General features: G+C 70.9%; 22 protein-coding genes. 9 read left to right on the top strand and 13 right to left on the bottom strand.

From position 1 onward, the window contains the following. Nucleotide 1: 1 nt before the first annotated feature. The 4 genes from ACFUNE_RS32760 (at nt 2) to ACFUNE_RS32745 (ending at nt 5,062) form a co-directional block, all read left to right on the top strand. Nucleotides 2–763 carry an isoprenyl transferase gene (locus tag ACFUNE_RS32760; RefSeq protein WP_383575742.1) on the top strand — a complete coding sequence of 254 codons (762 nt, stop codon included), beginning with the start codon at nt 2–4 and terminating at the stop codon, nt 761–763. Between the two features lie 348 nt (nt 764–1,111). Then, nucleotides 1,112–2,434, top strand: coding sequence for a PhoH family protein (locus tag ACFUNE_RS32755; RefSeq protein WP_383575535.1), 1,323 nt, complete (start codon nt 1,112–1,114; stop codon nt 2,432–2,434). Between the two features lie 389 nt (nt 2,435–2,823). Then, nucleotides 2,824–3,531, top strand: coding sequence for a lytic transglycosylase domain-containing protein (locus ACFUNE_RS32750; RefSeq protein ID WP_383575533.1), 708 nt, complete (start codon nt 2,824–2,826; stop codon nt 3,529–3,531). Between the two features lie 133 nt (nt 3,532–3,664). Beyond that, nucleotides 3,665–5,062 carry an AI-2E family transporter gene (locus ACFUNE_RS32745; protein WP_383575531.1) on the top strand — a complete coding sequence of 466 codons (1,398 nt, stop codon included), beginning with the start codon at nt 3,665–3,667 and terminating at the stop codon, nt 5,060–5,062. 59 nt (nt 5,063–5,121) lie between these two features. Here the strand turns inward: ACFUNE_RS32745 and ACFUNE_RS32740 are convergent, their stop codons facing one another. Both ACFUNE_RS32740 and ACFUNE_RS32735 read right to left on the bottom strand, forming a co-directional pair. Continuing rightward, nucleotides 5,122–5,655, bottom strand: coding sequence for an alkyl hydroperoxide reductase (locus tag ACFUNE_RS32740; protein WP_073744727.1), 534 nt, complete (start codon nt 5,653–5,655; stop codon nt 5,122–5,124). A gap of 12 nt (nt 5,656–5,667) precedes the next feature. Continuing rightward, a complete protein-coding gene (locus ACFUNE_RS32735; protein ID WP_056793803.1) occupies nt 5,668–6,222 on the bottom strand; it encodes a peroxiredoxin in 555 nt (184 codons plus the stop codon). Between the two features lie 132 nt (nt 6,223–6,354). Here ACFUNE_RS32735 and ACFUNE_RS32730 point away from each other — a divergent pair, with 132 nt between their 5' ends. After that, a complete protein-coding gene (locus ACFUNE_RS32730; protein WP_383575528.1) occupies nt 6,355–7,314 on the top strand; it encodes a hydrogen peroxide-inducible genes activator in 960 nt (319 codons plus the stop codon). 34 nt (nt 7,315–7,348) lie between these two features. Here the strand turns inward: ACFUNE_RS32730 and ACFUNE_RS32725 are convergent, their stop codons facing one another. From ACFUNE_RS32725 to ACFUNE_RS32705, 5 genes are all read right to left on the bottom strand, one after another. Then, nucleotides 7,349–9,685, bottom strand: coding sequence for an ABC transporter permease (locus ACFUNE_RS32725; protein ID WP_383575526.1), 2,337 nt, complete (start codon nt 9,683–9,685; stop codon nt 7,349–7,351). Further along, complete coding sequence (locus ACFUNE_RS32720; protein WP_383575524.1) at nt 9,682–10,368, bottom strand: ABC transporter ATP-binding protein; 687 nt, start codon at nt 10,366–10,368, stop codon at nt 9,682–9,684. The genes ACFUNE_RS32725 and ACFUNE_RS32720 overlap by 4 nt, the downstream gene beginning before the upstream one ends. Then, entirely contained in the window at nt 10,365–10,889 is a 525-nt protein-coding gene (locus ACFUNE_RS32715) for a PadR family transcriptional regulator (protein ID WP_383575522.1), read from the bottom strand. The genes ACFUNE_RS32720 and ACFUNE_RS32715 overlap by 4 nt, the downstream gene beginning before the upstream one ends. A gap of 144 nt (nt 10,890–11,033) precedes the next feature. Then, nucleotides 11,034–11,303: a hypothetical protein gene (locus ACFUNE_RS32710; RefSeq protein WP_383575520.1), complete on the bottom strand. Its 270-nt coding sequence runs from the start codon at nt 11,301–11,303 to the stop codon at nt 11,034–11,036. Further along, a complete protein-coding gene (locus ACFUNE_RS32705; RefSeq protein ID WP_383575518.1) occupies nt 11,300–12,271 on the bottom strand; it encodes an SPFH domain-containing protein in 972 nt (323 codons plus the stop codon). The genes ACFUNE_RS32710 and ACFUNE_RS32705 overlap by 4 nt, the downstream gene beginning before the upstream one ends. A 222-nt stretch (nt 12,272–12,493) precedes the next feature. Between ACFUNE_RS32705 and ACFUNE_RS32700 the strand changes: the two genes are divergently transcribed. Then, nucleotides 12,494–14,719 carry a transglycosylase domain-containing protein gene (locus tag ACFUNE_RS32700; RefSeq protein ID WP_383575516.1) on the top strand — a complete coding sequence of 742 codons (2,226 nt, stop codon included), beginning with the start codon at nt 12,494–12,496 and terminating at the stop codon, nt 14,717–14,719. Between the two features lie 207 nt (nt 14,720–14,926). Here the strand turns inward: ACFUNE_RS32700 and ACFUNE_RS32695 are convergent, their stop codons facing one another. From ACFUNE_RS32695 to ACFUNE_RS32675, 5 genes are all read right to left on the bottom strand, one after another. After that, nucleotides 14,927–16,870: a SpoIIE family protein phosphatase gene (locus ACFUNE_RS32695; protein ID WP_383575514.1), complete on the bottom strand. Its 1,944-nt coding sequence runs from the start codon at nt 16,868–16,870 to the stop codon at nt 14,927–14,929. 388 nt (nt 16,871–17,258) lie between these two features. Beyond that, nucleotides 17,259–17,981 carry a DUF402 domain-containing protein gene (locus tag ACFUNE_RS32690; RefSeq protein ID WP_383575512.1) on the bottom strand — a complete coding sequence of 241 codons (723 nt, stop codon included), beginning with the start codon at nt 17,979–17,981 and terminating at the stop codon, nt 17,259–17,261. Nucleotides 17,982–18,025: 44 nt separating this feature from the next. After that, nucleotides 18,026–19,429: a class II fumarate hydratase gene (locus ACFUNE_RS32685; protein WP_383575510.1), complete on the bottom strand. Its 1,404-nt coding sequence runs from the start codon at nt 19,427–19,429 to the stop codon at nt 18,026–18,028. A 170-nt stretch (nt 19,430–19,599) separates the two neighbouring features. Next, the gene (locus tag ACFUNE_RS32680) at nt 19,600–20,115 is read right to left on the bottom strand and encodes a hypothetical protein (RefSeq protein WP_383575508.1); all 516 of its coding nucleotides are present in this window, start codon (nt 20,113–20,115) and stop codon (nt 19,600–19,602) included. A gap of 307 nt (nt 20,116–20,422) precedes the next feature. Next, nucleotides 20,423–22,090 (bottom strand): fumarate hydratase, encoded by a 1,668-nt coding sequence (locus ACFUNE_RS32675; protein ID WP_383575506.1) that lies wholly within the window; start codon nt 22,088–22,090, stop codon nt 20,423–20,425. 220 nt (nt 22,091–22,310) lie between these two features. Here ACFUNE_RS32675 and ACFUNE_RS32670 point away from each other — a divergent pair, with 220 nt between their 5' ends. Further along, nucleotides 22,311–22,982, top strand: a complete 672-nt coding sequence (locus ACFUNE_RS32670; protein WP_383575504.1) for a DUF1707 domain-containing protein — start codon at nt 22,311–22,313, stop codon at nt 22,980–22,982. 155 nt (nt 22,983–23,137) lie between these two features. After that, nucleotides 23,138–23,509, top strand: coding sequence for a WhiB family transcriptional regulator (locus tag ACFUNE_RS32665; RefSeq protein WP_383575502.1), 372 nt, complete (start codon nt 23,138–23,140; stop codon nt 23,507–23,509). 64 nt (nt 23,510–23,573) lie between these two features. On the opposite strand, the gene glpX is transcribed toward ACFUNE_RS32665, so the two are convergent. Beyond that, complete coding sequence (glpX, locus tag ACFUNE_RS32660; protein WP_383575500.1) at nt 23,574–24,605, bottom strand: class II fructose-bisphosphatase; 1,032 nt, start codon at nt 24,603–24,605, stop codon at nt 23,574–23,576. A 143-nt stretch (nt 24,606–24,748) separates the two neighbouring features. Between glpX and ACFUNE_RS32655 the strand changes: the two genes are divergently transcribed. Further along, on the top strand, nt 24,749–25,273 hold the full coding sequence (locus ACFUNE_RS32655) for a DUF4245 domain-containing protein (protein WP_383575498.1): 525 nt from the start codon (nt 24,749–24,751) through the stop codon (nt 25,271–25,273). Nucleotides 25,274–25,380: the final 107 nt, after the last annotated feature.

The raw sequence follows: 25,380 nt of genomic DNA, 5'->3' as shown, positions 1-25,380 counted from the left end.
AGTGAACTTGCGCGACCTGGTGTACGGGCTCTACGCACGCCGGGTGGGAGGCCGCCTGGACCACGACCAGGTGCCCAAGCACATCGGAGTCATCCTCGACGGGAACCGGCGGTGGGCGAAGGCGTCCGGCGGCTCGGCCGTGCAGGGGCACCAGGCCGGCGCGGACAAGATCTCCGAGCTGCTCGGCTGGTGCAGCGAGACCGATGTCGAGGTCGTCACCCTCTGGCTGCTGTCCACGGACAATTTCGACCGGCCCGAGGCGGAGCTCATCCCGCTGCTCGGCATCATCGAGAACACCGTGCGCCAGCTGGCCTCCGACGGACGCTGGCGCGTCCACCACGTGGGGACGCTCGACCTGCTGCCCGCGCGGACCCAGACCGTCCTCAAGGAGGCGGAGGAGGCCACGGCGGGCATCGAGGGGATAATCGTCAACGTCGCGGTCGGCTACGGCGGCCGTCAGGAGATCGCGGACGCGGTGCGGTCCCTGCTGCTGGAGCACTCCTCCAAGGGCACCACCTTCGAGGAGCTCGCCGAGGTGGTCTCCACGGACCTGATCTCCGAGCACCTCTACACCCGCGGACAGCCCGACCCGGACCTGGTGATCCGCACCAGCGGGGAGCAGCGGCTGTCGGGCTTCATGCTGTGGCAGAGCGCCCATTCGGAGTACTACTTCTGCGAGGTCTTCTGGCCGGCCTTCCGCAAGGTCGACTTCCTCCGCGCCCTGCGTGACTACGCGGCGCGGCACCGGCGCTACGGGGCCTGAGGGGCGCGGCGTCACCCGTCCGGCGGACGGAGGACGGAACGGGGCCCCGGAGCCACGCCGCGCGCACCTTGTCGCAGGCGGGGGCATGGCTTCGCGTGTTCGAGGGAATACAGCTCTCAGGTCGACGTCCGGTCAGCAACCAGGCGGACGTCGCAGCCAAGTGAGCGGCACCCAGCCCGCTCGCCCGGGAGGCCCTTTGCACACGAAGGACCGCACACCGTGCGGCCGACGCGGAGGGCCGGCGTTCGGCCCGCGCACGGGTCCGAACCCGGTCCGTCCTCTCCCTTGGGGAAGTTCCCGCGACGCCCGTCGCACTCCCCGACCTCGTCCGAGGGGGTACGTCCTTCCGTGGTGACCAGCACTAAGCGCCGCATGCCCGACAGGCGCACCTATGTTCTCGACACCAGCGTCCTGCTGGCCGACCCCAACGCCATGGCCCGCTTCGACGAGCACGAAGTCGTGCTGCCGATCGTCGTGGTCACGGAGCTGGAGGCCAAAAGGCACCACCCCGAGCTGGGATACTTCGCCCGGCAGGCCCTGCGCCTGCTGGACGACTTCCGTGTCCGCTACGGCCGGCTGGACGCTCCGATCCCGCTCGGGGATCTGGGCGGGTCGCTCCGTGTCGAACTCAACCATTCCGACCCCGGCGTCCTGCCCGCCGGCTACCGGTTGGGGGACAACGACTCACGGATCCTCGCGGTCGCGCGCAACCTGCAGGCCGAGGGGTACGACGTCACCGTCGTCTCCAAGGACCTGCCTCTCCGGATCAAGGCGTCCTCGGTCGGCCTCCTCGCCGAGGAGTACCGCGCCGAGCTCGCCATCACCGACTCCGGCTGGACCGGGATGTCGGAGCTGGCCGTCGCCGCCGAACAGGTCGACCTGCTCTTCAGTGAGGAGACGCTCTACATCCCCGAAGCCGCCGACTACCCCGTGCACACCGGACTGGTCCTCCAGTCCGAGCGCGGCAAGGCGCTCGGGAGGGTCACGGCCGAGGGCAACGTGCGTCTCGTGCGCGGCGACCGGGAGGCCTTCGGGATCCACGGCCGCAGCGCCGAGCAGCGCATCGCGCTCGACCTGCTCCTCGACCCGGACATCGGCATCGTGTCGATGGGCGGCAGGGCGGGCACCGGCAAGTCCGCCCTGGCGCTCTGCGCGGGGCTGGACGCCGTGCTGGAGCGCAGGCAGCACAAGAAGGTGATGGTCTTCCGGCCGCTGTACGCGGTCGGCGGGCAGGAGCTCGGCTATCTCCCCGGCAGCGAGTCCGAGAAGATGAGCCCCTGGGCGCAGGCCGTCTTCGACACGCTGTCGGCGGTGGCCGGGCGCGAGGTCATCGAAGAGGTGCTGGGGCGCGGGATGCTGGAGATCCTGCCGCTCACCCACATCCGAGGCCGGTCGCTCCACGACGCGTTCGTCATCGTGGACGAGGCCCAGTCCCTCGAACGGAACGTCCTGCTGACCGTGTTGTCCCGGATCGGGGCGAATTCACGGGTGGTGCTCACCCATGACGTGGCGCAGCGGGACAACCTACGGGTCGGCCGGTACGACGGAGTCGTCGCCGTGGTCGAGAAGCTGAAGGGGCATCCGCTCTTCGCGCATGTCACGCTCACCCGCTCCGAGCGCTCGCAGATCGCCGCGCTGGTGACCGAAATGCTGGAGGACGGCCACATCTGACCAGGAACACCCCATTGATGCCGCCCGGCGAGCCAAGGAGCTTAGCCGGGCGGCATTGTGCTGCGCCGTCATTTCCGAAAAAGTTGTGCGCCAAACGAGGTGTGAGCTTTCACACGCAACACAGAATTGCAACGCACCGTGTCCTTCCGGCAGAGTCTTGCTTCCGTCAGGCCCCGCATACGGCACTTGGGCACCTCCAGAGGCGCCACGCACCACACAACTCAACAACAGCCGTCCGTATGCCGCCCGCGAGTACCATGTGGCACTCCCTCAGGGGAGCTGCCCGCCGGGCCCGTGCCTCCCGTGACCCAAGCAGTAGGGAGGCCAGTGTCAAGGGCACGATTGCGCCCGCGAGGTCACCTAAGCGGGCGATGCTGGAAGGACACCGTGTGAGCCGGATCTCGGTCCGGGGGTTCGCCGTGGCATCCGCCACCGCCGTAACCACCGTAGGCGCCGTCGTAGGCGTTGCGTCGGGCAGCACTCCCGCTGTCGACGACAACAACTTCGAGGCGGCCGCAGCCGACACCACGCTGCTCGCAGACATCCCCGCGGGCCAGCAGGCCCAGGTGCAGACCGCTTCGCTGACGCAGCAGGCCGACGCCCAGGCGTCCGCGGCCGACGCGGCGGCCAAGAAGTCGGCCGAGGAGACGGCCCGCATCCAGGCCGCCAAGGACGCCAAGTCGAAGAAGCAGGCGGCCGAGGACAAGCTGGAGGCGGAGCGCGAGGCCAAGGAGAAGGAGGCCGAGCGTGCGAGCCGGTCGTCCGTCCGTGACGCCACCTCGTTCTCGGCGCAGGGCTCCTACAGCGTGGCCCAGGTCCAGGCCATCGCGCGTCAGATGATGCCGGCCGATCAGTTCCAGTGCTTCAGCAACATCGTGGACCGCGAGTCGGGCTGGAACTACCAGGCGTCCAACCCGTCCTCCGGGGCCTACGGCATCATGCAGGCGCTGCCGGGCTCCAAGATGGCGTCGGCGGGCGCGGACTGGCAGACCAACCCGGCCACGCAGATCAAGTGGGGCCTGAGCTACATGAACAGCGACCGCTACGGCAGCCCCTGTGCGGCCTGGTCGTTCTGGCAGGCCAACCACTGGTACTAGGAGCCCCGCGAGGTTCCGCGCTCACCTTCGAGATGCCCCGCACCGTCCTACGGTGCGGGGCATCTCGCGTGTACGGTCGAACCGGACAGCTCCGGGGGGCGTGCGTGGGGCGGACGGGGGAAAAGGGAAAACCATGTCGAAACTTCCGGGTTGGCTCGGCCGGCTGGGCGCAGAACTCACCGAGATCGGGGCGCGCCTGGAAGAACGCCGCGCCGAGGACGAGCGCCGTGCCGACGCCGATGCCACCAGCGGGTCCTCGTCCACTCTCTCCACCGTCGCCGCCGAGCAGGTGCCGCGCCCGCCCACGTACGCCCCCTCCGTCGCCGCCAAGCCCGAACCGGTGGCGGCGATCCCCTGGGGGATGCGCGTCGCGGCGGAGGCGGGCTGGCGGCTGCTGGTCCTGGCCGGCACGCTCTGGGTGCTGATGCGGATCATCAGCGCGGTGCAGCTGGTCGTCCTCGCGTTCGTCGCCGCGCTGCTCGTGACCGCGATGCTCCAGCCGACCGTCGTGCGGCTGAGGCGGGTCGGGCTGCCGCGCGGTCTGGCCACCGCGGTCACCGCGGTGCTCGGCTTCGTCGTCATGGGCCTGGTCGGATGGTTCGTCGTCTGGCAGGTGATGGACAATCTGGACACCCTCTCGGACCGCGTCCGTGACGGCATCGACGAGCTGAAGCGCTGGCTGCTGGACAGCCCCTTCCACGTCACCGAGTCGCAGATCAACGACATCGCGAAGAACCTCAGCGACACGATCGGCACCAACACCGAGGAGATCACCTCCGCCGGGCTCCAGGGCGTCACGGTGATGGTCGAGTTCCTCACCGGGCTGCTGCTGGCGATGTTCTCGACGCTCTTCCTGCTCTACGACGGGAAGCGCATCTGGCAGTGGGTGCTCAAGCTGGTGCCCTCGCAGGCCCGGCCCGGCGTCGCGGGCGCCGGACCGCGCGCCTGGCGGACACTGACCGCCTATGTGCGGGGCACGGTGATCGTGGCCCTGATCGACGCGATCTTCATCGGGCTCGGGATCTACTTCCTCGATGTGCCGATGGCGGTCCCGCTCGCCGTCTTCATCTTCCTCTTCGCCTTCATCCCGCTGGTCGGCGCCGTGGTCTCCGGCGCCCTCGCCGTGGTCGTCGCGCTCGTCACCCAGGGCGTGTTCACCGCGCTGATGGTGCTGATCGTGGTCCTCGCCGTGCAGCAGATCGAGGGCCACATCCTGCAGCCCTTCATCCTCGGCCGCGCCGTGCGCGTCCACCCGCTGGCCGTCGTGCTGTCGGTCGCGGCGGGCGGCATGGTCGCGGGCATCGGCGGTGCGGTCGTCGCCGTACCGCTGGTCGCGGTGACCAACACGGTGGTCGGCTATCTGCGCTCGTACGGGCAGGACCCGGCCGCGCTCCAGGGGCCCGGGCCGCACGGGGCCACGGCGCTCTCGGCGATGCCCCCGGCCGAGCCGCCGCCCGCCCGCCCCGCGGAGGAGCCCGCGGCGGACACCGGGGAGCCTGCCGAGCAGCCGGGGGACGCACCCGGGAAGTGACATGAGAAGGGCCCCGTGGACGGTCGGTCGTCCTCGGGGCCCTTCTCGTACAGGGGGTACTACTCGGCGAGCACGGCCTCGGCTTCGAGGGTCACGCCGACCGCCTGGATCACCGAAGCGATCTTTACGGCTTCCTGAATGGTCTCACGGTCGACGCCGGCCTTGCGCAGCACCTGCTCGTGGGAGTCCAGGCACTGGCCGCAGCCGTTGATGGCGGAGACGGCGAGGGACCACAGCTCGAAGTCGACCTTCTCGACGCCGGGCTTGCCGATGACGTTCATCCGCAGGCCCGCACGGAGGTTCCCGTACTCGGGGTCCGACAGCAGGTGCCGGGTGCGGTAGAAGACGTTGTTCATCGCCATGATCGCCGCCGCCGACTTCGCCGCGGTGTACGCCTCGGCGGAGAGGTTGGCCTTGGCCTCCGGCTCCAGCTCGCGGAGCACCTTCGGCGAGCGCGAGGCGATCGCGCAGGCCAGGACGGTGCCCCACAGCTGCTGCTGCGGGAGCTCGCTGTTGCCGATGACCGAGCCGAGGTTCAGCTTCAGGTCCTTGGCGAAGTCCGGTATGGCCGACTTCAGTTCATCGAGTGCCATGTCGGTATCAGCTCACTCGCCCGAGAGGAGGGCGACCGGGTCGAGAGTGGTCTCGCCCTTGGTCCAGTTGCAGGGGCAGAGCTCGTCGGTCTGCAGGGCGTCGAGGACCCGCAGGACCTCCTTGGGGTTACGGCCCACGGAACCGGCGGTCACCATCGTGAACTGGATCTCGTTGTTCTGGTCGACGATGAAGACGGCGCGCTGCGCGAAGCCGTCCTCGCCCTCGATGCCGAGGTCACGCATGAGCTCGTGCTTCGAGTCGGCCAGCATCGGGAAGGGCAGGTCGGTCAGGTCCGGGTGGTCCTTGCGCCAGGCGTGGTGCACGAACTCGGAGTCACCGGAGAAGCCGAGGACCTGTGCGTCACGGTCGGCGAACTCGTCGTTCAGCTTGCCGAAGGCGGCGATCTCGGTGGGGCACACGAAGGTGAAGTCCTTCGGCCACGCGAAGACGATCTTCCACTGACCCTCGTAGGTCTTGTGGTTGATCTGCTCGAACTCCTTGCCGCTCTCCAGCGACACACAAGCGGTCAGATCGAACTCGGGGAACTTGTCACCGACAGTGAGCACGCGCACTCCTTGCTGCATAGGAAATCCCCTTTTGAGGGCGTTCCTGGGGGTTGGACTGCACCCACCTTGGCACAGAGTGCATTGATCGCGGAAATAGCTACACTCGGTCGGGATGATCGGAGGTGCCTATCAGTGGCGTATGTAAATCAGGCTATTAGGGTCAAGCAGCCCAGTCTCTCGCAGCTGCGTGCCTTCGCGGCCGTGGCGGAACATCTGCACTTCCGTGATGCGGCGGCAGCAATCGGGATGAGTCAGCCGGCACTCTCCGGAGCCGTGTCCGCGCTGGAGGTGGCACTGGGTGTCCAGCTCATCGAGCGTACGACGCGCAAGGTGCTGCTCACGCCCGCGGGGGAGCGGCTCGCGGTGCGGAGCCGGGTGGTGCTGGAGGCGCTCGGCGAGCTGATGGAGGAGGCAGAGGCGGTGCGCGCGCCGTTCACCGGGATACTCCGGCTGGGCGTGATCCCGACGGTCGCGCCCTATCTGCTGCCGGCCGTGCTCAGGCTGGTCCACGAGCGCTACCCCGAGCTGGAGCTCCAGGTCCACGAGGAGCAGACCTCCTCGCTGCTGGACGGGCTGGCCGCCGGCCGGCTGGACCTGCTGCTGCTCGCCGTGCCGCTCGGGGTGCCCGGCGTCACGGAACTGCCCCTGTTCGACGAGGATTTCGTGCTCGTCATGGAGAAGGAGCACCGCCTCGCGGGGTGCAGCGGCCTTCCGCGCGGGACCCTGCGTGATCTGCCCCTGCTGCTGCTCGACGAGGGGCACTGCCTCCGCGACCAGGCGCTGGACATCTGCCGGGAGGCGGGGCGCACCCAGGGGGCGCCGGTGACGACGACCGCGGCGGGGCTCTCCACCCTGGTGCAGCTCGTCGCGGGCGGGCTCGGGGTGACCCTGCTGCCGCGTACGGCGGTGACGGTGGAGACCGGGCGCAACGAGGCGCTGTCCACCGGGTACTTCACGGACCCGGCGCCCTCGCGGCGGGTCGCGCTGGCCGTTCGTACGGGCTCGGCGCGGCACGAGGAGTTCGAGGAGCTGGCGGACGCGCTGCGCGGTGCGCTGGGAGCGCTGCCGGTGCGGGTGTACGCGGAGGGGTGAGCCCGGACGGCCGCCGGACCCACCCCTCCCGCCGTCACTCCGTGCGCAGCCCGTCCGGGCGCATCATGCGCCACAGCAGGGGCAGCGAGAGCAGGGTCACGGCCACGACGAGCACCCCGCCCGCCCCCGCCAGCGGCAGGAAGACCCACCACCGCGTCACCGTCTTGGCCAGCATCCAGGTCATGACGGCGCCGAGCGCGACACCGCCCGCCACCGCGACCAGGAGGCTGATGGCCACGGGGACGGCCGTCTGCCAGAGCACCGACCAGCCGAGCGTGACGCGCCTGGTGCCGAAGGCGATCAGGACCGACAGCAGCCGCTTGCGCTCACGGAGCTGCTCCAGCTGGGAGACCAGCATCGACGCGGCGATCAGCAGCAGTGTCATCAGCGCGCCGAACCGCAGCCCCGTCTGCACACTGGCGTACTGGCGGTCGCGTGTCATCGACGTCAGGGCGGCGACCCGCATGCCCGGGTCGATCCTGGCGGCGGTGTTCCGCACGTACTCGGCGACGTCCTCGACATCGTCGTCGACCTTGATCTGCGCGATGGTCTGGGCGTGCGGCAGCGTGCGCGGGTCGACGGCTCCGACCGTCGCCATGATGCCCCAGTGCTCCTCGCCGAGCGGGTCGCGTGCGGCGGTGACGGTCCGGGCGTCCGCGGGCAGGGTCCAGAGCAGGCTCTTCTCGCCCTTCGACCGGTCGGCACCGGAGTTGAGCTCGACCTCCTGCCCCTTGCGTGCCGTCTCGTCGACCCAGTCGCTCAACTCCTTGTCGCCCCGGGGGTGGACGACGAAGACGTCGCCGTCCGCGCAGGAGCGGATCTCGGCCAGCTCCTTCAGCGTCGGGCAGTCGCCGATGCTGAGCGAGGTGGTCGGGGTGACCTCGTCCTCCTTGTACGTGCCGGGCTTCGTCACGTACGTCTCGACCGTGCCGATGACGGCCTCGACGCCCTTCGTGGACCGGAACTCCTCGATGGTGCGGGTGGCGGCGTCCCCGCTGACCTTCTCCGAGAAGGTGTGGAACTGGGCGCGTGACGGGTCCTGCCCCGTCATGTGCGTGAACTCGTCGCCCATCGCGGCGAACAGCATCTGCAGGGCCACGGCGCCCGCCACCGCGACGGCGATCCCGCTGACCGCGCGGGAGGCCGCGCCACTGTTCAGCTGGAGCCTGCGGACGGCGAGCTGCCAGGGCACCGGGCCGCCGCGCAGCGGGCGGACGCAGGCCTCGACCAGCCAGGGCAGCAGCAGGGCGAGCCCGACCAGGACGAGGACGGCACCGGCCGCGATGGGGTACGGGTCGACGAAGTCGCCCTCGCCCACCCTGCCGGTCACTCCCAGGAGGGCCAGCCCCAGGGCCGGCACCAGCAGACGCCACCAGAGGCGGCGCCGGCGGCGGCCCGTGTCGCGTACGACGCCCAGCGGCTCGACGATCACCGCGCGCATGGCGACCAGCGTGACCAGTACGGCGCACAGCGGCACCGCGACGGCGATCAGTACCGCCATCCACGGCGCGGGCGTCAGGTCGGACGGGAAGACGCTGTAGTTCCACACCTCGACGTAGCCGCTGAACCCGCGGCCCACGAGGAAGAAGGCCACGCCCGCGAGCAGCCCGAGCAGCGAGCCGAACAGGGCTTCGCCCGCCGCGATCCTGCGGGTGGACCGGATGTCCGTACCGACGAGGCGCAGGGCGGCGAGCCTGCGGTCGCGGCGGTCGCCGCCGAACCGTACGGCCGTGGCGATGAAGATGGCCACGGGCGCCAGCAGCACGACGCAGACCATGATGACCAGGACGACGAGGGCGGGCGGGAGCGGCTCGTCCTTGCTCCTGTCCCCGTAGCCGTCGACCCGATGGCCGCCGGCGGCCGGGGTCAGGGTGTCGCTGCCGACGTAGAAGTACAGCTCCCCGGGGGAGAGCAGGCCCGCTTCGCCGATCGTCGCGGTGACCGGGTACGGGAGGCGCTCCCGCAGGAGGCTGCCCCCGGGCGAGGCCAGCAGCTCCTTCAGTGCGGGGGAGGCCGCCATCTCGCCGGGGCCGGGGAGCGCCCGGACGCCGGGCGGGGTCACCGGGTGCGCGCCCTCCGGACGCATCAGGAAGCCGCCGACGACCTGGCCCCTGTACTCGGTCTCCGCGTTGATCCGCAGCACGGTGGTGTCGGACCTCGCGGCCTTGTCCTGGTAGGAGACCGGGCTCTCCTGGCGGGCGAGGTCGCGATGGGCGCGTTCCGCCAGGAGATGGGGAACGGAGGAGGCGATCAGCAGGAGCGCCACGCCGAGGCCCACCCCGACGGCGGTGAGCGCGGTCCGCGCCCAGCCCTCGCGGCCGCCCGCCGCGGCGAAGCGTATGCCGAGGCCGAGATCGCGCAGCCAGGTCATACGGCGTACTCCAGGTCACGGCAGCGGCCGTCGCGGACGACGACCTCGCGGTCCGAGTACGCGGCCACACGAGCCTCGTGCGTCACGAGCACGACGGCCGTGCCGGCCGTCCGGGCGGACTCGGTGAGGAGCTCCATGACCCGCTCGCCGTTGAGGGAGTCGAGCGCGCCGGTCGGCTCGTCCGCGAAGACCACCTTGGGGGAGGCGACCAGGGCGCGGGCGACGGCGACGCGCTGGCCCTGACCGCCGGAGACCTCGCCGGGACGCTGGGCGGCCAGGTCCTCGACCTCCAGGCGCGTCATCCACTCCAGGGCGGTGCCTTCGGCCGCCTTGCGCCGGACACCGGAGAGCCGGAGCGGCAGGGCGACGTTCTCCACGCAGGTCAGCTCGGGGACGAGCTGGCCGAACTGGAAGACGAAGCCGAAATCGCCGCGGCGCAGGGCGCTGCGCTCGGCGTCGGACATCGCGGAGAGCTCGCGTCCGGCGTAGGTGACGGTGCCGGAGTCGGGTGTGACGATCCCGGCGAGACAGTGCAGCAGGGTCGACTTGCCGGAGCCGGACGGCCCCATGACGGCGACGACCTCGCCGGGGTGCACGGAGAACGAGGCGCCGTCGAGCGCGGGCGTCGAGCCGTAGGCCTTGTGCAGGCCGTGGGCCGTGAGGAGGGAGCCGGCGGGGGTCACGGGGCGACCACCTCGGCGAGCCGGCCGAGGCGTGCGGCGGTCAGTTCCAGCCAGCGGAGGTCGGCTTCGAGGTGGAAGAGCGCGTGGTCGCAGATCAGCTGGTCGGCCAGGTCGCCCTTGCGCTTGCGGTCCGTGAGGATGCGCATCAGGCGCAGGTGCTCGGAGCGCTGGGCGTCCAGCAGGTCGGCGGCGTCGCGGCCGGTGAGCAGTGCCAGGACGACCTTCGTGTACAGGGTCGACTGGAGGTACGGCTCGGGCTTCTCGGGCTGGGCGAGCCAGGCGGCGACATCGGTGATGCCGGCGTCCGTGATGGCGTACCGCTTGCGCTCGGGCCCACCGTCCGTCTCGACCCCGTCCACCTCGACGAGGCCGTTCTTCAGGAGGCGGGACATGGTCGCGTAGACCTGCCCGTAGTGCAGGGGGCGATCGTGGCCGAACTTCTCGTCGAAGGCGCGCTTGAGGTCGTAGCCGTGGCGGGGGCCGGACTCCAGGAGCCCGAGGAGGGTGTGACCGATTGACATGAGCCGCACTCTACATGGTGTGTATACCTTGCATGTATACGCCCCTGCCTGCCCGCTTGCTGCCTGCTCGCCTGCCCGCCCGGACGCCGGGGCCGTTCCCGGCGCCCTGTACGGGCTCGTTCCGCGCGGGCCCGTACCGCTGGCTCAGTCCTCGGTCTCGTCCGGCTCGGGCGGCGGGGCCTTCGGGGGCCGGCCCCGGCGGGGGATCGGGCCCGCGCCGCCCGGCAGCCGGCCCGCCTCCGCCAGCGCCCGCCGCAGCAGGAACTCGATCTGCGCGTTCGCGCTGCGCAGCTCGTCCGAGGCCCACCGGGCCAGCGCGTCGTGCACCGCGGGATCCAGCCGCAGCAGCATCTGCTTGCGGGCCGGGCCGCGCCGGGGTGTCCGGCCGGGGGGAGGGGCCGCGTCGTCGGTCACTGGTAGAGCGTGCCCGTGTTCAGGACCGGCTGCGCCGCGCGGTCACCGCACAGCACCACCATGAGGTTGCTGACCATGGCCGCCTTGCGCTCCGAGTCGAGCTCGACGATGTCCTGCTCGGCGATGCGGGTCAGCGCCATCTCGACCATGCCCACCGCACCCTCGACGATCTGCTGGCGGGCCGCGACGACGGCCCCCGCCTGCTGCCGCTGGAGCATCGCGGAGGCGATCTCGGGGGCGTACGCGAGGTGGCTGAAGCGGGACTCGATGATGCGCACGCCCGCCGCCTGCACCCGCGCGGTGAGCTCGACCGCGAGCTTCTCGGTGATCTCCTCGGCGTTGCCCCGCAGCGACAGCCCGCCCTCCTCGTGGGCGTCGTACGGGTACTCGATCGCGATGTGGCGGACGGCCGCCTCGGTCTGGGTGGCGACGAACTCCAGGAAGTCGTCGACCTCGAAGAGCGCCTGCGCCGTGTCCTCGACCTTCCAGACGACGATCGCGGCGAGCTCGATCGGGTTGCCGTAGGCGTCGTTGACCTTCAGGACGGCCGTCTCGTGGTTGCGGACCCGGGTGGAGATCTTGCGGCTCGACGTCAGCGGGTTGATCCAGCGCAGGCCGTCCGCGCGGATCGTTCCGACGTAGCGGCCGAAGAGCTGGATGACCCGGGCCTCGCCCGGGGCGACCATCTTCACACCGCTCATGCAGAAGAAGGAGGCGATGGCCAGGAGCAGTCCGAGGATGAAGATCGGGATGCCGGCGCCGTTGTGCCCGTTCGAGCCGAGGACGCCGCCGACGATGGCCAGGGCCACGCCGAGGAACACCCCGAAGACGGTCAGCAGGAGTCCGAGGCCGCCGGGGATGGAATGTGCGGTCGTCTCCCTGACCTGGGGTTCGGGCATCTCGGGAGCGTCCGGCGTCAGGTCGGCGCCGGCGCCGGCCGCGTCGGGAAGGTCGTGCGGTGCGGACATGGTCCCCCCGTTTCCTGCGGCATAGCGCCGCGCTAGCAATGTGATTACACATTAACGCCTCTCGCAACCTTGTGCATCCCTCATGAGTCGGTTCCTTCGGGACCGGGTGCTGATTGTCACGTCCGGAAAAGACCGGATCGCCTGCCATTTGTCCCGGCTCCCGGTGTTAGCTGGCAGGTCTGACCGGAGCGGTACGAGCAGAAGAACAGGAGCACCACAGCGATGGGTCGAGCGGATGAGCGACGAGCCCAGGGGCGGGGAGCGCCCGCCCGGGGCGGGCGAATACGCCGGCTCTTCACCTGGCGCAAGATCCTGGGCACCCTCTTCGGCCTCTGCCTGCTCGGGATGGGTGCCTTCGCGGCGCTCTACGTGTACGTCGACGTGCCCGAGGCCAACGCCCAGGCCGAGAAGCAGAGCAACGTCTACAAGTACAGCGACGGCACGCTCCTGGCCCGCAGCAACTCCGAGGTCAACCGGGAGATAGTCGACCTCGGCGTCGTGCCCAAGAGCGTCCAGCACGCCTTCGTCGCCGCCGAGAACAAGTCCTTCTACCGGGACCAGGGCGTCGACCTCAAGGGCACCGCGCGCGGCCTGCTCAACACGCTCTCCGGCAAGGGCAAGCAGGGTGGTTCCACGATCACGCAGCAGTACGTGAAGAACTACTACCTCACCCAGGACCAGACGGTCACCCGCAAGCTCAAGGAGCTGGTGATCTCACTCAAGGTCGACCAGCGGATGAAGAAGGACGACATCCTCGCCGGGTACCTGAACACGGTGTACTACGGGCGCGGGGCGAGCGGCATCCAGGCGGCGGCCCAGGCCTACTACGGAGTCGACGCCAAGGACCTCGACACGTCCCAGGGCGCCTACCTCGCCTCCCTGCTCCAGGCGCCCAGCCAGTACGACTGGGCCTACGCCTCCCCGACCGGCAAGAAACTCGTCAAGGAGCGCTGGGCCTACACGCTGAACAACATGGTCGACGAGGGCTGGCTCGACGGGGCCGAGCGGGACACGATGAAGTTCCCCGTCCCGAAGGCGCCCAAGGCGGCCCCCGGCATGGAGGGCCAGACCGGCTACCTCGTCGAGGCCGCGAACGACGAGATGAAGCGGCAGGGCATCACCGACGAGATGCTCGACGCCGGCGGCTGGACGGTCACCCTCAACATCGACAAGAAGCGGCAGAAGCAGCTCGTGAAGTCGGTCGACGGGCAGTTGGAGAACCAGCTCGACCGCAAGGACAACAAGGTCGACGCGACCGTCCAGGCCGGCGCGACCTCCGTGGACCCGAAGACCGGCAAGGTCGTCGCGCTGTACGGGGGCGTCGGCGCCACCGAGCACTGGTACAACAACGCCACCCGCCGGGACTACCAGCCGGCCTCCACGTTCAAGCCGCTGGTGCTGGCCTCGGCGCTGGAGAACGGGTCGACGACCCAGAACGGCGACCTGATCGGCCTGAACACGGTGTACGACGGCACCAGCAAGCGTCCGGTGGTCGGCAGCAGCATCCCGTTCGCCCCGCAGAACGAGGACGACGTCAGCTACGACAGTCCCACCGTCCAGCGGGCGATGGACAAGTCGATCAACTCCGTCTTCGCGCAGATGGTCGTCGACGCCGACCCGGGTGCCGTGAAGAAGACGGCGCTCGCCCTGGGCGTACCGGACAGGAACTTCCCCGAGACGCCCGCGATGACCCTGGGCACCATGAACGCCTCCACGTGGGACATGGCCGGGGTCTACGCCACCCTCGACAACCACGGCAAGAAGGTCACCCCCACCATCGTGAAGTCCGCCGCGAACCGTGACCGCACCATGGAGCCGGTCGACGGCGTGGGCGGCCAGGTGATCAGCAGGGCGTCCGCCGACACCGTGACGAAGGCGCTGCAGGAGGTCGTCGACCTCGGCTCCGGCCGCGAGGCCAACACCTCCGCCTACGACGCCGCGGGCAAGACGGGCACCTCGGAGAACAACAAGGCGGCCTGGTTCACCGGCTACACCCCGGAGCTCTCCACGGCCGTGGCCCTGTTCGGCGAGTCCCCCCAGGAGGGCGGCGGCCAGGTCAGCCTCACCGGTACGGCCAACTCCGGCCGGGCCAACGGTGGCGGGTTCCCCGCGAAGATCTGGGCGGACTACACGCTGGGCGCGCTCGGGGGCGGCTCGGACGCCACCTTCGACCTGGAGGGCGTGGAGCGCGGTGAGACGCCGGTGACCGAGACCCCCTCGGCCACCCCGTCCGAGACGCAGGAGCCCTCCGAGACGCCGTCCGAGGAGCCGGAGGAGCCGTCCGAGTCGCCGAGCGAGACGCCGGGGGAGGAGTCGCCGCCGGTCGAGACACCGAGCGAGACGCCTTCGTCGACGCCGAGCGGGACGCCCAGCGCGACCAAGGACCCCGGCGACGGGGAGCAGCCGCCGGGCGAGCGGCCGGGCAGCGACAGCCTGCTGGGCCAGTAGCGACACGGATGAGGGGCGGGTGCCGGGCCGGCACCCGCCCCTCACTCATGTCCCGCGTCAGCCGCCGTTGACCTTCTTCGGTGGAGACGAGCCGCTCGCGCGCCGCGTCGTCCAGGACCTCGCGCACCATGGTGCCGGGCTGTCCCCAGGTGGTGGCAGGACGATACCCAGGGCCTCCCGCCCGGACCGGTCCGAGCCGCCGGAGCCCTAAGGGGTGGCCATCTCGAACCAGACCACCTTGCCGGTCGAGAGCCGGGTCGCCCCCCACCGCCTGGCCAGCCGGTTGACCAGGAACAGTCCCCGTCCGCCCTCGTCCGTCTCCCGGGCGCGCCGCTGCCTGGGGAGCTGCGGGGAGTCGTCGCCCACCTCGCAGCGCAGGATGTCGGTGCGCAGCAGCCGCAGGGTCACCGGCCGCTCCGCGTAGCGCACGGCGTTGGTCACCACCTCGCTGACCAGCAGCTCCACCTCGTCCGAGAGGTCTTCCAGGCCCCACCGGCTCAGTGCCCTGCGGGCCAGCCTGCGGGCCCGGCCGGGCGCCGCGTCCTCCGGTTCCAGGAACCAGTACGCGACATCGCTCGGGGCGATCCCGTCGAAGCGTGCGGCCAGCAGGGCGATGTCGTCGTCCCGGTCGCCGGGCCCGAGCATGTCCAGCACGTCGTCGCAGAGTGCTTCCAGCGGCGGCGAATGGTCCGGGCCCGTCAGCTGGGCGGTGGCGGCGAGCCGCTCCCGCAGGATCTCGATGCCCGTCCAGACGTCCCGCATCCGGGACTCCACCAGGCCGTCCGTGTACAGCAGCAGGGTGGCCCCGGCCGGCGCGTCCAGCTCGACGGCCTCGAAATCGACCCCGCCGACCCCGATCGGCGCCCCCGGAGGTACCCGGAGCACCTCGGCCCGGCCGCCCAGGTGGAGCAGCACGGGGGGCGGGTGGCCCGCGTTGGCGATGGTGATGCGGTGCGCGACGGGGTCGTATACCGCGTACAGGCAGGTCGCCATGCGGTCGCTGCCGAGCCGCTGCGCCTGCTCGTCCAGATGGTGCAGGACCTCCTGCGGAGGCAGGTCGAGGCCGGCCAGGGTCTGCGCGGTGGTGCGCAGCTGGCCCATGATCGCCGCGGAGGTCATGGAGTGCCCCATCACGTCGCCGACGACCAGGGCGACCCTGCTGCCGGGCAGCGGGATCGCGTCGTACCAGTCACCGCCCACCCGGGCCGTCTCCGCGGCCGGGAGGTAGCGCGAGGCCAGGCGTACGCCGGTGGGCTGCGGCAGCGAGTCGGGCAGCATCGTGCGCTGCAACTCGTCGGCGATGTACGCCTCGCGCCCGTAGAGCACGGCCTTGTCGATGCCGAGCGCGGTGTGGGTGGCCAGCTGCGCCGCCACCAGGAGGTCGTTGGCCTCGAACGGCGGGCGGTCGGTGCCGCGCAGGAACACGGCCGCACCGATCACCCGGCGCCGGCCGCGCAGCGGGGCCAGGATCGCGCGGTGCCCGGTCGGCACGGTCCGCCCCGCCCCCAGCAGCTCGGGCAGGGCCACGCGGGCCGCGGCTGAGTCACCGAAGACGGGCCGCACCCCGCGCAGCACCTCGGCGAGTGCGCCGCCCGCCCGGATCTCGCACAGGTCGGCGGCGGGCAGCAGCCCGGCCTGCGGGTCGGTGACGGGCAGCCGCAGCCGCTCGCCCTCCGGCCCGCTCTCGCTCTCCTCGTCCGCCAGCCGCAGCCTGTCGGTACGCCGCAGCCGCAGCACGAAGGGGTTGACCGGCCGCTCGTCGCCCACCGGGAGCGGGTCGCGGAGGTAGACGAGTATGGCGTCGGAGAACGTGGGCACGCTCGCCCGGCACAGGCCCAGCACGATCTCGTCCAGGTCTATGCCCCGGGCGATCCGGCGGGTCGCCGCTCCGACGAAGCGCAGACGGTCCCCCTCGCGGCGGGAGACCGTCTGGGTGTCGACGACGGCCGCGGCCGCCTCCGCGCCGGGCAACGGATTCGGTACGGCGTTCGGGGCCGTGCCCTTCGCCGCGTTCGGCGCCGGGGAAGGGCCGGGGATCGCCGCGGTGGCAGCGGCACCCGGCGGGTCCTCCTGCTGCCGGGGCCGGGCGCGTTCCTGCGGCCGGGCAGCGAGCGGCTGCCGGCCTTCGTGGGAGGTGGGATGCTCCGTCACGCGTGGGGTTCCGTCCGTCCGGGCCGGTTGTATGAGGCAGGCGCAGTCACCTCGGGGCGTTGCGCCACTGTGCCCCGGCAAGAGCGGTGAGAACAACGGCTGTCACCGGATGCTCTCGGGAAAGGGGCCGAAACCGTACGGCCGCGCTGAGGGCCGGTCCAGGGTCTCCCGGTGGCCGGGCAGCGGACAGCGAGCACGTCTCCACCCCCTCGTAGTGGTTCGAGCGACCGCACGTCCACCGGCTCCGTTGACCGTGTGACTCATGCGATGCGTGCGGTGACTGGTGGTCAGGCCCTTGGCCGGTCACGCCGGTTGTGGCGCATCGGTCCGGCGGAGCGGTTCATGGAAGGCGATCCTACGTTTGCCCCCCTGGGGTGCATCAAGGGTCTCACGACGGCGTGGGGGCGGGGGTGCGGTCCCAGTCATCGGGCAGCGGGGGGACCTGCCACCGGGGGTCGGGCCGCCAGTGCTCCCAGCCGTCGCTGAAGGGCGTGCCCCAGCTGCGGATCACCTCGACCGCGGCCAGCCCGGCCTCGCGCACCCGCCGGGCGGTTGCCTCGTCCATCAGCCCGACCCGCTGGGCCTGGGCGAACTCGTCCTCGTCGAGCCACTCCCAGCTGTGGTCGGGGCGCACCGAGATGTCGAGGAAGTGGTCCTGCGAATCGACCCCGCCGGCCCAGCGTGAGTGGGGCTCCTCGAGGTTGACGTACCAGTTGCGGAAGAGCCAGCCGCGGTCCCAGAACAGCCATACGGACCAGGGGTCGCCCGGCCGGGCGAGCTTCAGCACACCCGATCCGAACCACCGCGAGCGCACCGTCGTGCGCGGACGCGTGTAGCGGGTGGCGAGGGGCTCGGCGTGGACCTGCGTGCCGTCGGCGAGGACCGGTCTCACGCACTCGGTGCCGGACGCCATCCACACGGCCAGCAGCTCTTCGGTGTCCTGGACGACGGTGACCGGGCGGCAGATGTGGACCCCGTGGCCCCCGCCCCCGTCCCCCGGGCTTCCGTTGGCCCGGTAGCGCCAGAGAATCCGGTCCCCCGGCGCCCAGCGCACTCCGTCCCCCGCACCCGCCCCGGTGCCTGCTCCCGTACCCGCGTCCGTCGCTGTCATGAAGAGATCTTAGAGACGTGGGCGCCGGCACGGTGGGTTACCCGTCACGGCCGGGTCATACGCAACACGTCCAGGGCCTCGTCCAGCTGTTCCCGGGTCAGGTCGCCCCGGTCGACGTATCCCCCGGCCAGGACGGTCTCCCGGATCGTGGTGCCGTCGGCCAGGGACTTCTTGACGACCTTCGCCGCCTCCTCGTAGCCGATGTACTTGTTCAGCGGCGTCACGACCGAGGGCGAGGACTCCGCGTAGTGCCGGGCCCGTTCCGCGTGGGCCGTGATGCCGTCGACCGTACGGTCCGCGAGCAGCCTGGACGCGTTGGCGAGCAGTCGCACCGACTCGAGCAGGTTCTTCGCGATGACCGGGAGCATCACGTTCAGCTCGAAGTTGCCGGCCGCTCCGGCGGCGGCGACCGTGGCGTCGTTGCCCGTCACCTGGGCCGCGACCATCAGCACGGCCTCCGGGACGACCGGGTTGACCTTGCCCGGCATGATCGACGAACCGGGCTGCAGGTCGGGCAGGCTGATCTCGGCCAGGCCGGTGCGGGGCCCCGAGGCCATCCAGCGGAGGTCGTTGGAGATCTTGGTGAGCGAGACGGCGACGGTGCGGAGCTGGCCCGAGGTCTCGACGAGCCCGTCCCTGGCCCCCTGCGCCTCGAAATGGTTCCTGGCCTCGGTGAGCGGCAGTCCGGTCGTGCGGGCGACCTCCGCGATCACCGCCGCGGAGAAGCCGGGCGGGGTGTTGATCCCGGTGCCCACCGCCGTACCGCCCAGGGGCAGTTCTGCGAGGCGGGGGAGCGAGGCGTGCAGCCGTTCGACGCCGTGGCGGATCTGTGCCGCGTAGCCCCCGAACTCCTGGCCCAGAGTGACGGGCGTCGCGTCCATCAGATGCGTACGGCCCGACTTCACGACCTCCGCGAATTCGGCTGATTTCCGCTCCAGGGAAGCGGCCAGGTGTTCCAGCGCCGGGATCAGGTCGGCGGTGACGGCTGCCGTCGCGGCGATGTGGATCGACGACGGGAACACGTCGTTCGACGACTGGGAGGCGTTGACGTGGTCGTTGGGGTGGACCTCGCGGCCCAGCCGCTCGCCGGCCAGCGTGGCCACGACCTCGTTGGTGTTCATGTTGGACGACGTGCCGGAACCCGTCTGGAAGACGTCGACGGGGAAGTGCTCGTCCCAGCGGCCCTCCGCGACCTCGGCGGCCGCCTCCTGGATCGCGTCCGCGATGTCCGGATCCAGCACCTTCAGCTCGGCGTTGACCTTGGCGGCAGCCGCCTTGATCCGGGCCAGCGCCTCGATGTGGGCCCGCTCCAGCCGTTGCCCGGAGATCGGGAAGTTCTCCACCGCGCGCTGGGTCTGCGCGCGCCACTTGGCGTGCGCGGGTACCTTCACCTCGCCCATCGAGTCGTGCTCGACGCGGTACGTCGTTTCCTCGGCCGTTCCGTCCATGGTGTTCAGACCTCCTGATGCAGATGAGCACGTGGGGTGTTCCACGTATTCCCTGTTCCCGGAGCGCCGTCCACCGGAAGGCATGCGCGGCGGGGCCGCCCTCCGGCCGTGTGCGGGAGCGGGCGCCGCGTGGTGCGCCCGCTCGCCGTCGTCACCGGGGCGGGGCGGGATCAGCCACAGGGGAACACGTAGTCCGACGAGTAGTTGATGGACAGGTTGCTGGACGAGGTGCCCATCTTCGCCGTCACCTTGGCGCAGGCGATGCTGGACACGTAGACGGGGCCCGCGTACTGGGTGAAGTTGCCGGTGTCGCTGTCACAGCCGGTGCCGTCGACCTTGCAGACCTTCAGGGACATGTAGCGGGAGACGCCCACGTTGTTGTCCATGATCGCGCACCCCTTGCCCCCGTTGGTGTAGGAGAACAGGGTGGCGAGGCGCAGGCCGGGGTCGGTGCCCACCGGGAGGGGGATCGCCTTGCTCAGGGCGTAGCCGGTGCCGCACACGGTCGCGGCGGCAGCCGTCGCCTGCGGGTCCGCCTGGGCCAGTGCCCGGGTCGTGGCGTCCGCGGTGGCCGAGAACGCCACCTCGGGCCGGTCCGCGGCGACGGCCTGGGGCGCGGTCAGCACCGCGGCGGCGAAGGCGGCAGCGGCGAGGGTCGCACGCATGACAAATGCGGATCTGGGCATGGCTGAGTCCGTTTTCTGCTGGAGGTGTGTGCTGCCGGACGCCTGGCCAGGCGTCGGGGCGTCATCAATGTAGGTGTGACCTGCACGGGAAGTCGTGAATGCGGCGATCTCTGGCGTGAACTCGTCCCGGCCGTCCCGGCCGCCCCGGCGACCGGGACCGGAAGCCCGGTCTCGGTCGCCCTCCGGTCCGCGGAACCGCCGGCCCGGGGATGGCCGAAATCCGGCCCCTGCGCGCCCCCGCCCCGGAGAACGCCGCAGGGGCGCCCGGCCGTGGCCGGACGCCCCTGGGGTCCCTCGTGCGGGAAGGTCAGCCGAGGCCGGGGCCGCGGACCGGGATGCTGGTGAAGGTCGGTGCCGGGGCGGGCTCGGTGAAGAAGTCGTTGCCCTTGTCGTCGACCACGACGAACGCGGGGAAGTCCTCGACCTCGATCCGCCAGACCGCCTCCATGCCGAGCTCCTCGTACTCGACGACCTCGACCTTCTTGATGCAGTCCTGCGCGAGGCGCGCGGCAGGGCCGCCGATCGAGCCGAGGTAGAAGCCGCCGTGCGCGCCGCACGCGTCCGTGACCTGCTTGGACCGGTTGCCCTTGGCGAGCATCACCTTGGAGCCGCCCGCCGCCTGGAACTGCGCGACGTAGCTGTCCATCCGGCCGGCCGTCGTCGGGCCGAAGGAGCCGGACGCGTATCCTGCGGGAGTCTTCGCCGGGCCCGCGTAGTACACCGGGTGGTCCTTGAGGTACTGCGGCATCTCCTCGCCGGCGTCGAGCCGCTCCTTGATCTTGGCGTGCGCGATGTCGCGCGCCACGACCAGCGGACCGGTCAGCGAGAGCCGGGTCTTGACCGGGTACTTGGTCAGCTCCGCGAGGATGTCGTCCATCGGCCGGTTGAGGTCGATCCTCACCACGTCACCGGACTCGTCCAGGTGCTCGTCGGTGGTGTCGGGAAGGAAGCGCGCCGGGTCCTTCTCCAGCTGCTCCAGGAACACGCCCTCGGCGGTGATCTTCGCGGTCGCCTGGCGGTCGGCCGAGCAGGACACGGCGATCGCGACGGGCAGCGAGGCGCCGTGCCGGGGAAGGCGGACGACCCGGACGTCGTGGCAGAAGTACTTGCCGCCGAACTGCGCGCCGATGCCGATCTTCTGCGTGAGTTCGAAGACCTTCTGCTCCAGGTCCTCGTCCCGGAAGCCGTGGCCGGTCGGGGAGCCCTCGGCGGGCAGCTCGTCCAGGTAGTGCGCGGAGGCGTACTTCGCGGTCTTCAGCGCGAACTCGGCCGACGTGCCGCCGACGACGATCGCCAGGTGGTACGGCGGGCAGGCCGCCGTACCGAGCGAACGGATCTTCTCCTCCAGGAACTTCATCATGGAGGCCTCGTTGAGGACCGCCTTGGTCTCCTGGTAGAGGAACGACTTGTTGGCGGAGCCGCCGCCCTTCGCCATGAAGAGGAACTTGTAGGCGCCGCCGTCGGTCGCGTACAGCTCGATCTGGGCCGGGAGGTTCGAGCCCGTGTTCTTCTCGTCCCACATGGTCAGCGGCGCCATCTGCGAGTAGCGCAGGTTGAGCTTCGTGTACGCGTCGAAGATGCCGTGCGACAGCGCCTCCTCGTCCCCGCCCTCGGTGAGCACGTTCTGACCGCGCTTGCCCATGACGATCGCCGTGCCCGTGTCCTGGCACATCGGCAGGACGCCCGCGGCGGCGATGTTCGCGTTCTTCAGGAGGTCCAGCGCGACGAACTTGTCGTTGGAGGAGGCCTCGGGGTCGTCCACGATGCGCCGCAGCTGCGCGAGGTGCGCGGGCCGCAGGTAGTGCGAGATGTCGTGCATGGCCTCGGCGGCGAGGGTGCGCAGGGCCTCCGGCGCCACCTTGAGGAACGTACGGCCGTCGGCCTCGAAGGTCGAGACGCCCTCGGCGGTCACCAGCCTGTACGGCGTGGTGTCCTCTCCCAGGGGGAGCAGATCGGAGTACGCAAACTCTGGCATTACGGCCATTCCTCACTCGGCGACAGCGGCTGACCACCCTTGGGCAGCGCATCCACCAGGGTAGAGCGCCGGGGGTGCGCCGAGCCTGTGAGGTAAGGCTCACCCGGGCCGCCCGATCCGGAGGCCGCCCGATCCGGAGGCCGGTGATCCGGCCGACCGATTCGGAGCGGGGCCGGAGAGGCACTGGTCGCGATCTATCGCGTTTGGGTACGCTGGGCCGGTGGACCTCGAGAAGCAGCCCCAGCAGCCCGTCGCTCCGGTCGGTCCCGCGCCCGCCGGCATCCGCGCCTCCGACGCGGACCGCGACCGGATCGCGGACATCCTGAGGGAGGCCGTGGCCGAAGGCCGGCTGACCGCCGAGGAGCATGCCGAGCGGGTCGAGCTGGTCTACCGGGCCAAGACCGTCGGCGAGCTCGAGCCGCTGGTCCAGGACCTGCCGGCGCCGGGCGGCGGCGCCCGTCGGGCCGCCTCGCCCTACGGCTACGAGCCCGGAGGGACGGCGGGGCCCGCCGAGAACCTGGTCGCGGTCTTCAGTAGCTCCACCCGCAGGGGCCGTTGGCGCGTCGGCGGCCGCACGAACGCCTTCGCTCTCTTCGGCAGCGTGGAGATCGACCTGACCGAGGCGCTGTTCGGCCAGCGGCTGACGGTGATCAACGCGACGTCCATCTTCGGGAGCGTCGAGATCAGGGTTCCCGAGAACATCTCGCTCCGCGGCAGCGGGACAGGCATTTTCGGCAATTTCGAGGTCGACACACTGGAGTCCGCGGACCCGGAGGCACCGGTGGTCGTGGTGAACGGCTACTCGGTCCTCGGTAGCGTCGAGGCAAAGCCCAAGCGTGGCAAGCTCATTGCCAACCTCACCCAGCAGCTGCGCAAGCACCTCGGCCACTGAAGCCGGGCACCGACGAATTCAGGCCAGTCGGTGACGCGGAGCCCCCGCGGGGGCCGGGCGGCGGCGCCACGCAGTGCATAGGCGTGCGTACAGCGGGTAGGGAGTGCTGCATCGCCTCTCGCTCGCGAAGCCCAAGCCGTCGTCAGGAGTGGACCGTGCTGCACATGCCGCATCAGCCCCTGCAGGTCGCCGCCGTGCCGTCCCAGCGCGCACCCGCGCGGGAGGATGAGGCGGGGCCATGGCACTCGGAGGCGGTGTGCCGCCGGGACGAGGCCGGGCTCTTCTTCGCCCCGTCGAAGGAGCCGACCGCCGCTCGGCTGTCCCGCGAGGAGTCGGCGAAGCAGGTCTGCGCGAGGTGTCCGGTCATGGTGGAGTGCCGCGAGCACGCGCTCGTACAGCCCGAGCCCTACGGGGTGTGGGGCGGCCTCACCGCCGCCGAACGCCGCGTGGTGCTCGCCCGGCGCCGCAGGCGGGACATGGAGCTCAAGGCGACGGCCCAGACGGGGCGCATAGCCGCAGCGGGCTGAAGCGCCCGCGTACACGGATGTGGCGGCCGCCCGCCGGGCGGCCGCCACATCCGTACCGCCGGGGCTACTTGGCGCGGTCGAAGTCGATCGCGCTGTAGGCGCGCAGCTTCGACAGCCGGTGCGTCGAGTCGATCCTGCGGATCGTGCCGGACTTGGACCGCATCACGAGGGACTCCGTGGTGGCCGTCTCCGCGCGGTACCGCACACCGCGCAGCAGTTCACCGTCGGTGATCCCGGTGGCGACGAAGAACACGTTGTCGCCACTGACGAGGTCGTCCGTCGCCAGGACCCGGTCCAGGTCGTGGCCCGCGTCCAGCGCACGCTGCCGCTCCGCCTCGTCCTTGGGCCAGAGCTTGCCCTGGATGACACCGCCGAGGCACTTTATGGCGCACGCCGAGATGATGCCCTCGGGGGTGCCGCCGATGCCCATGAGCAGGTCGACGCCGGTCCCCTCGCGGGCCGCCATGATCGACCCGGCGACATCGCCGTCGGAGATGAACCTGATCCGGGCGCCGGTCTCCCGGATCTCCCTGACGATGCTGTCGTGCCGGGGCCGGTCCAGGATGACGACGGTGACGTCCTCGGGCCTCATGCCCTTGGCCTTGGCGACGCGCCGGATGTTCACGGACGCGGGCGCGTTGATGTCGACGAAGTCGGCGGCCTCGGGGCCGGTGACCAGCTTGTCCATGTAGAAGACGGCGGACGGGTCGAACATGGCGCCCCGGTCCGCGGCGGCCAGTACGGCGATCGCGTTGGGCATGCCCTTGGCGTTGAGCGTGGTGCCGTCGATCGGGTCGACGGCGATGTCGACCTCGGCGCCGGTGCCGTCGCCGACGCGCTCGCCGTTGAACAGCATGGGGGCTTCGTCCTTCTCGCCCTCACCGATGACGACGACACCGTTCATCGACACGGTGGAGACGAGGGTGCGCATGGCTTTCACGGCGGCGCCGTCGGCGCCGATCTTGTCGCCGCGGCCGACCCAGCGCCCGGCGGCCATGGCGGCGGCCTCGGTGACCCGGACCAGTTCCAGGGCCAGGTTGCGGTCGGGGGCCTCCGGGGAGACCTCGAGCTGGGACGGCAGATGATGCTCGGACATCGGAGCGCACCTTTCTGTACGACGACGACCGGAAAAGAGGGTGCTGTGACTCTATCGGTAGGTCGATAAAATGAGCAGAGCGGGTCACGTATGAGCGGGTGCCCGCTGGCCGGGCGGCCGGAAGGCCGTGCCACCATGGGGCCGTGGCAAGCAAGCGAGGCAAGCAGACCGTCCGGGACATGTTCCTGTCGATGCTCGTGATCACCGCGGTGGCGGGCGTCGTCTACATCTTCATCCCGCACGACGACAAGGCCGACCCGATCAAGGCGGTCGACTACCGGGTCGAGCTCGCGACGGCCCGTCGTGCCGCGCCCTACCCGGTGGCGGCGCCCGCAGGGCTGTCGAAGGAGTGGAAGCCGACCTCCGTCTCGTACGAGGGGCAGGCGGGTGCCGGCTGGCACCTGGGCTTCCTCGATCCGGACGGCAACTACGTCGCCGTGGAGCAGTCCACGACTCCTGCCAGGAAGTACGTCCCCGACGTCAGCCAGGACGCCGAGGACACCGGGCACACCGAAGAGGTGGCCGGTCAGGAGTGGCAGCGCTGGGAGGGCCCGAAGTACGACGCCCTCGTGCTGCACGCCGAGGGCGTGACCACGGTGGTCACGGGCTCGGCCCCGAAGGAGCGCCTGGCGGAGATGGCCGCGGCGCTGGAGACGGCTTCCTCCTGAGTCCCCGTACGACGAGAGGGCCCGCGGCGCTCAGCGCCGCGGGCCCACACGGCGGTCGGGGGGGGGTTCAGAAGGGCGTGGCGACCAACTCGTTGGGAAGGCGCGGC

The sequence above is a fragment of the Streptomyces sp. NPDC057287 genome, assembly GCF_042667905.1.
In the GTDB taxonomy this organism is placed as follows: Bacteria; Actinomycetota; Actinomycetes; order Streptomycetales; family Streptomycetaceae; genus Streptomyces.
Note: the sequence above shows the minus strand (reverse complement) of the source record. Positions and strands in the feature narration are given on the sequence as shown.

Bases quoted from the DNA above. Each gene is read 5' to 3' on its own strand.
- ACFUNE_RS32740 (WP_073744727.1), bottom strand. From the start codon at position 5,655: ATGGCACTCGATGAACTGAAGTCGGCCATACCGGACTTCGCCAAGGAC.
- ACFUNE_RS32745 (WP_383575531.1), top strand. From the start codon at position 3,665: ATGTCGAAACTTCCGGGTTGGCTCGGCCGGCTGGGCGCAGAACTCACC.
- ACFUNE_RS32690 (WP_383575512.1), bottom strand. From the start codon at position 17,981: ATGACAGCGACGGACGCGGGTACGGGAGCAGGCACCGGGGCGGGTGCG.
- ACFUNE_RS32700 (WP_383575516.1), top strand. From the start codon at position 12,494: ATGGGTCGAGCGGATGAGCGACGAGCCCAGGGGCGGGGAGCGCCCGCC.
- ACFUNE_RS32705 (WP_383575518.1), bottom strand. From the start codon at position 12,271: ATGTCCGCACCGCACGACCTTCCCGACGCGGCCGGCGCCGGCGCCGAC.
- ACFUNE_RS32680 (WP_383575508.1), bottom strand. From the start codon at position 20,115: ATGCCCAGATCCGCATTTGTCATGCGTGCGACCCTCGCCGCTGCCGCC.
- ACFUNE_RS32725 (WP_383575526.1), bottom strand. From the start codon at position 9,685: ATGACCTGGCTGCGCGATCTCGGCCTCGGCATACGCTTCGCCGCGGCG.
- ACFUNE_RS32715 (WP_383575522.1), bottom strand. From the start codon at position 10,889: ATGTCAATCGGTCACACCCTCCTCGGGCTCCTGGAGTCCGGCCCCCGC.
- ACFUNE_RS32675 (WP_383575506.1), bottom strand. From the start codon at position 22,090: ATGCCAGAGTTTGCGTACTCCGATCTGCTCCCCCTGGGAGAGGACACC.
- ACFUNE_RS32685 (WP_383575510.1), bottom strand. From the start codon at position 19,429: ATGGACGGAACGGCCGAGGAAACGACGTACCGCGTCGAGCACGACTCG.
- glpX (WP_383575500.1), bottom strand. From the start codon at position 24,605: ATGTCCGAGCATCATCTGCCGTCCCAGCTCGAGGTCTCCCCGGAGGCC.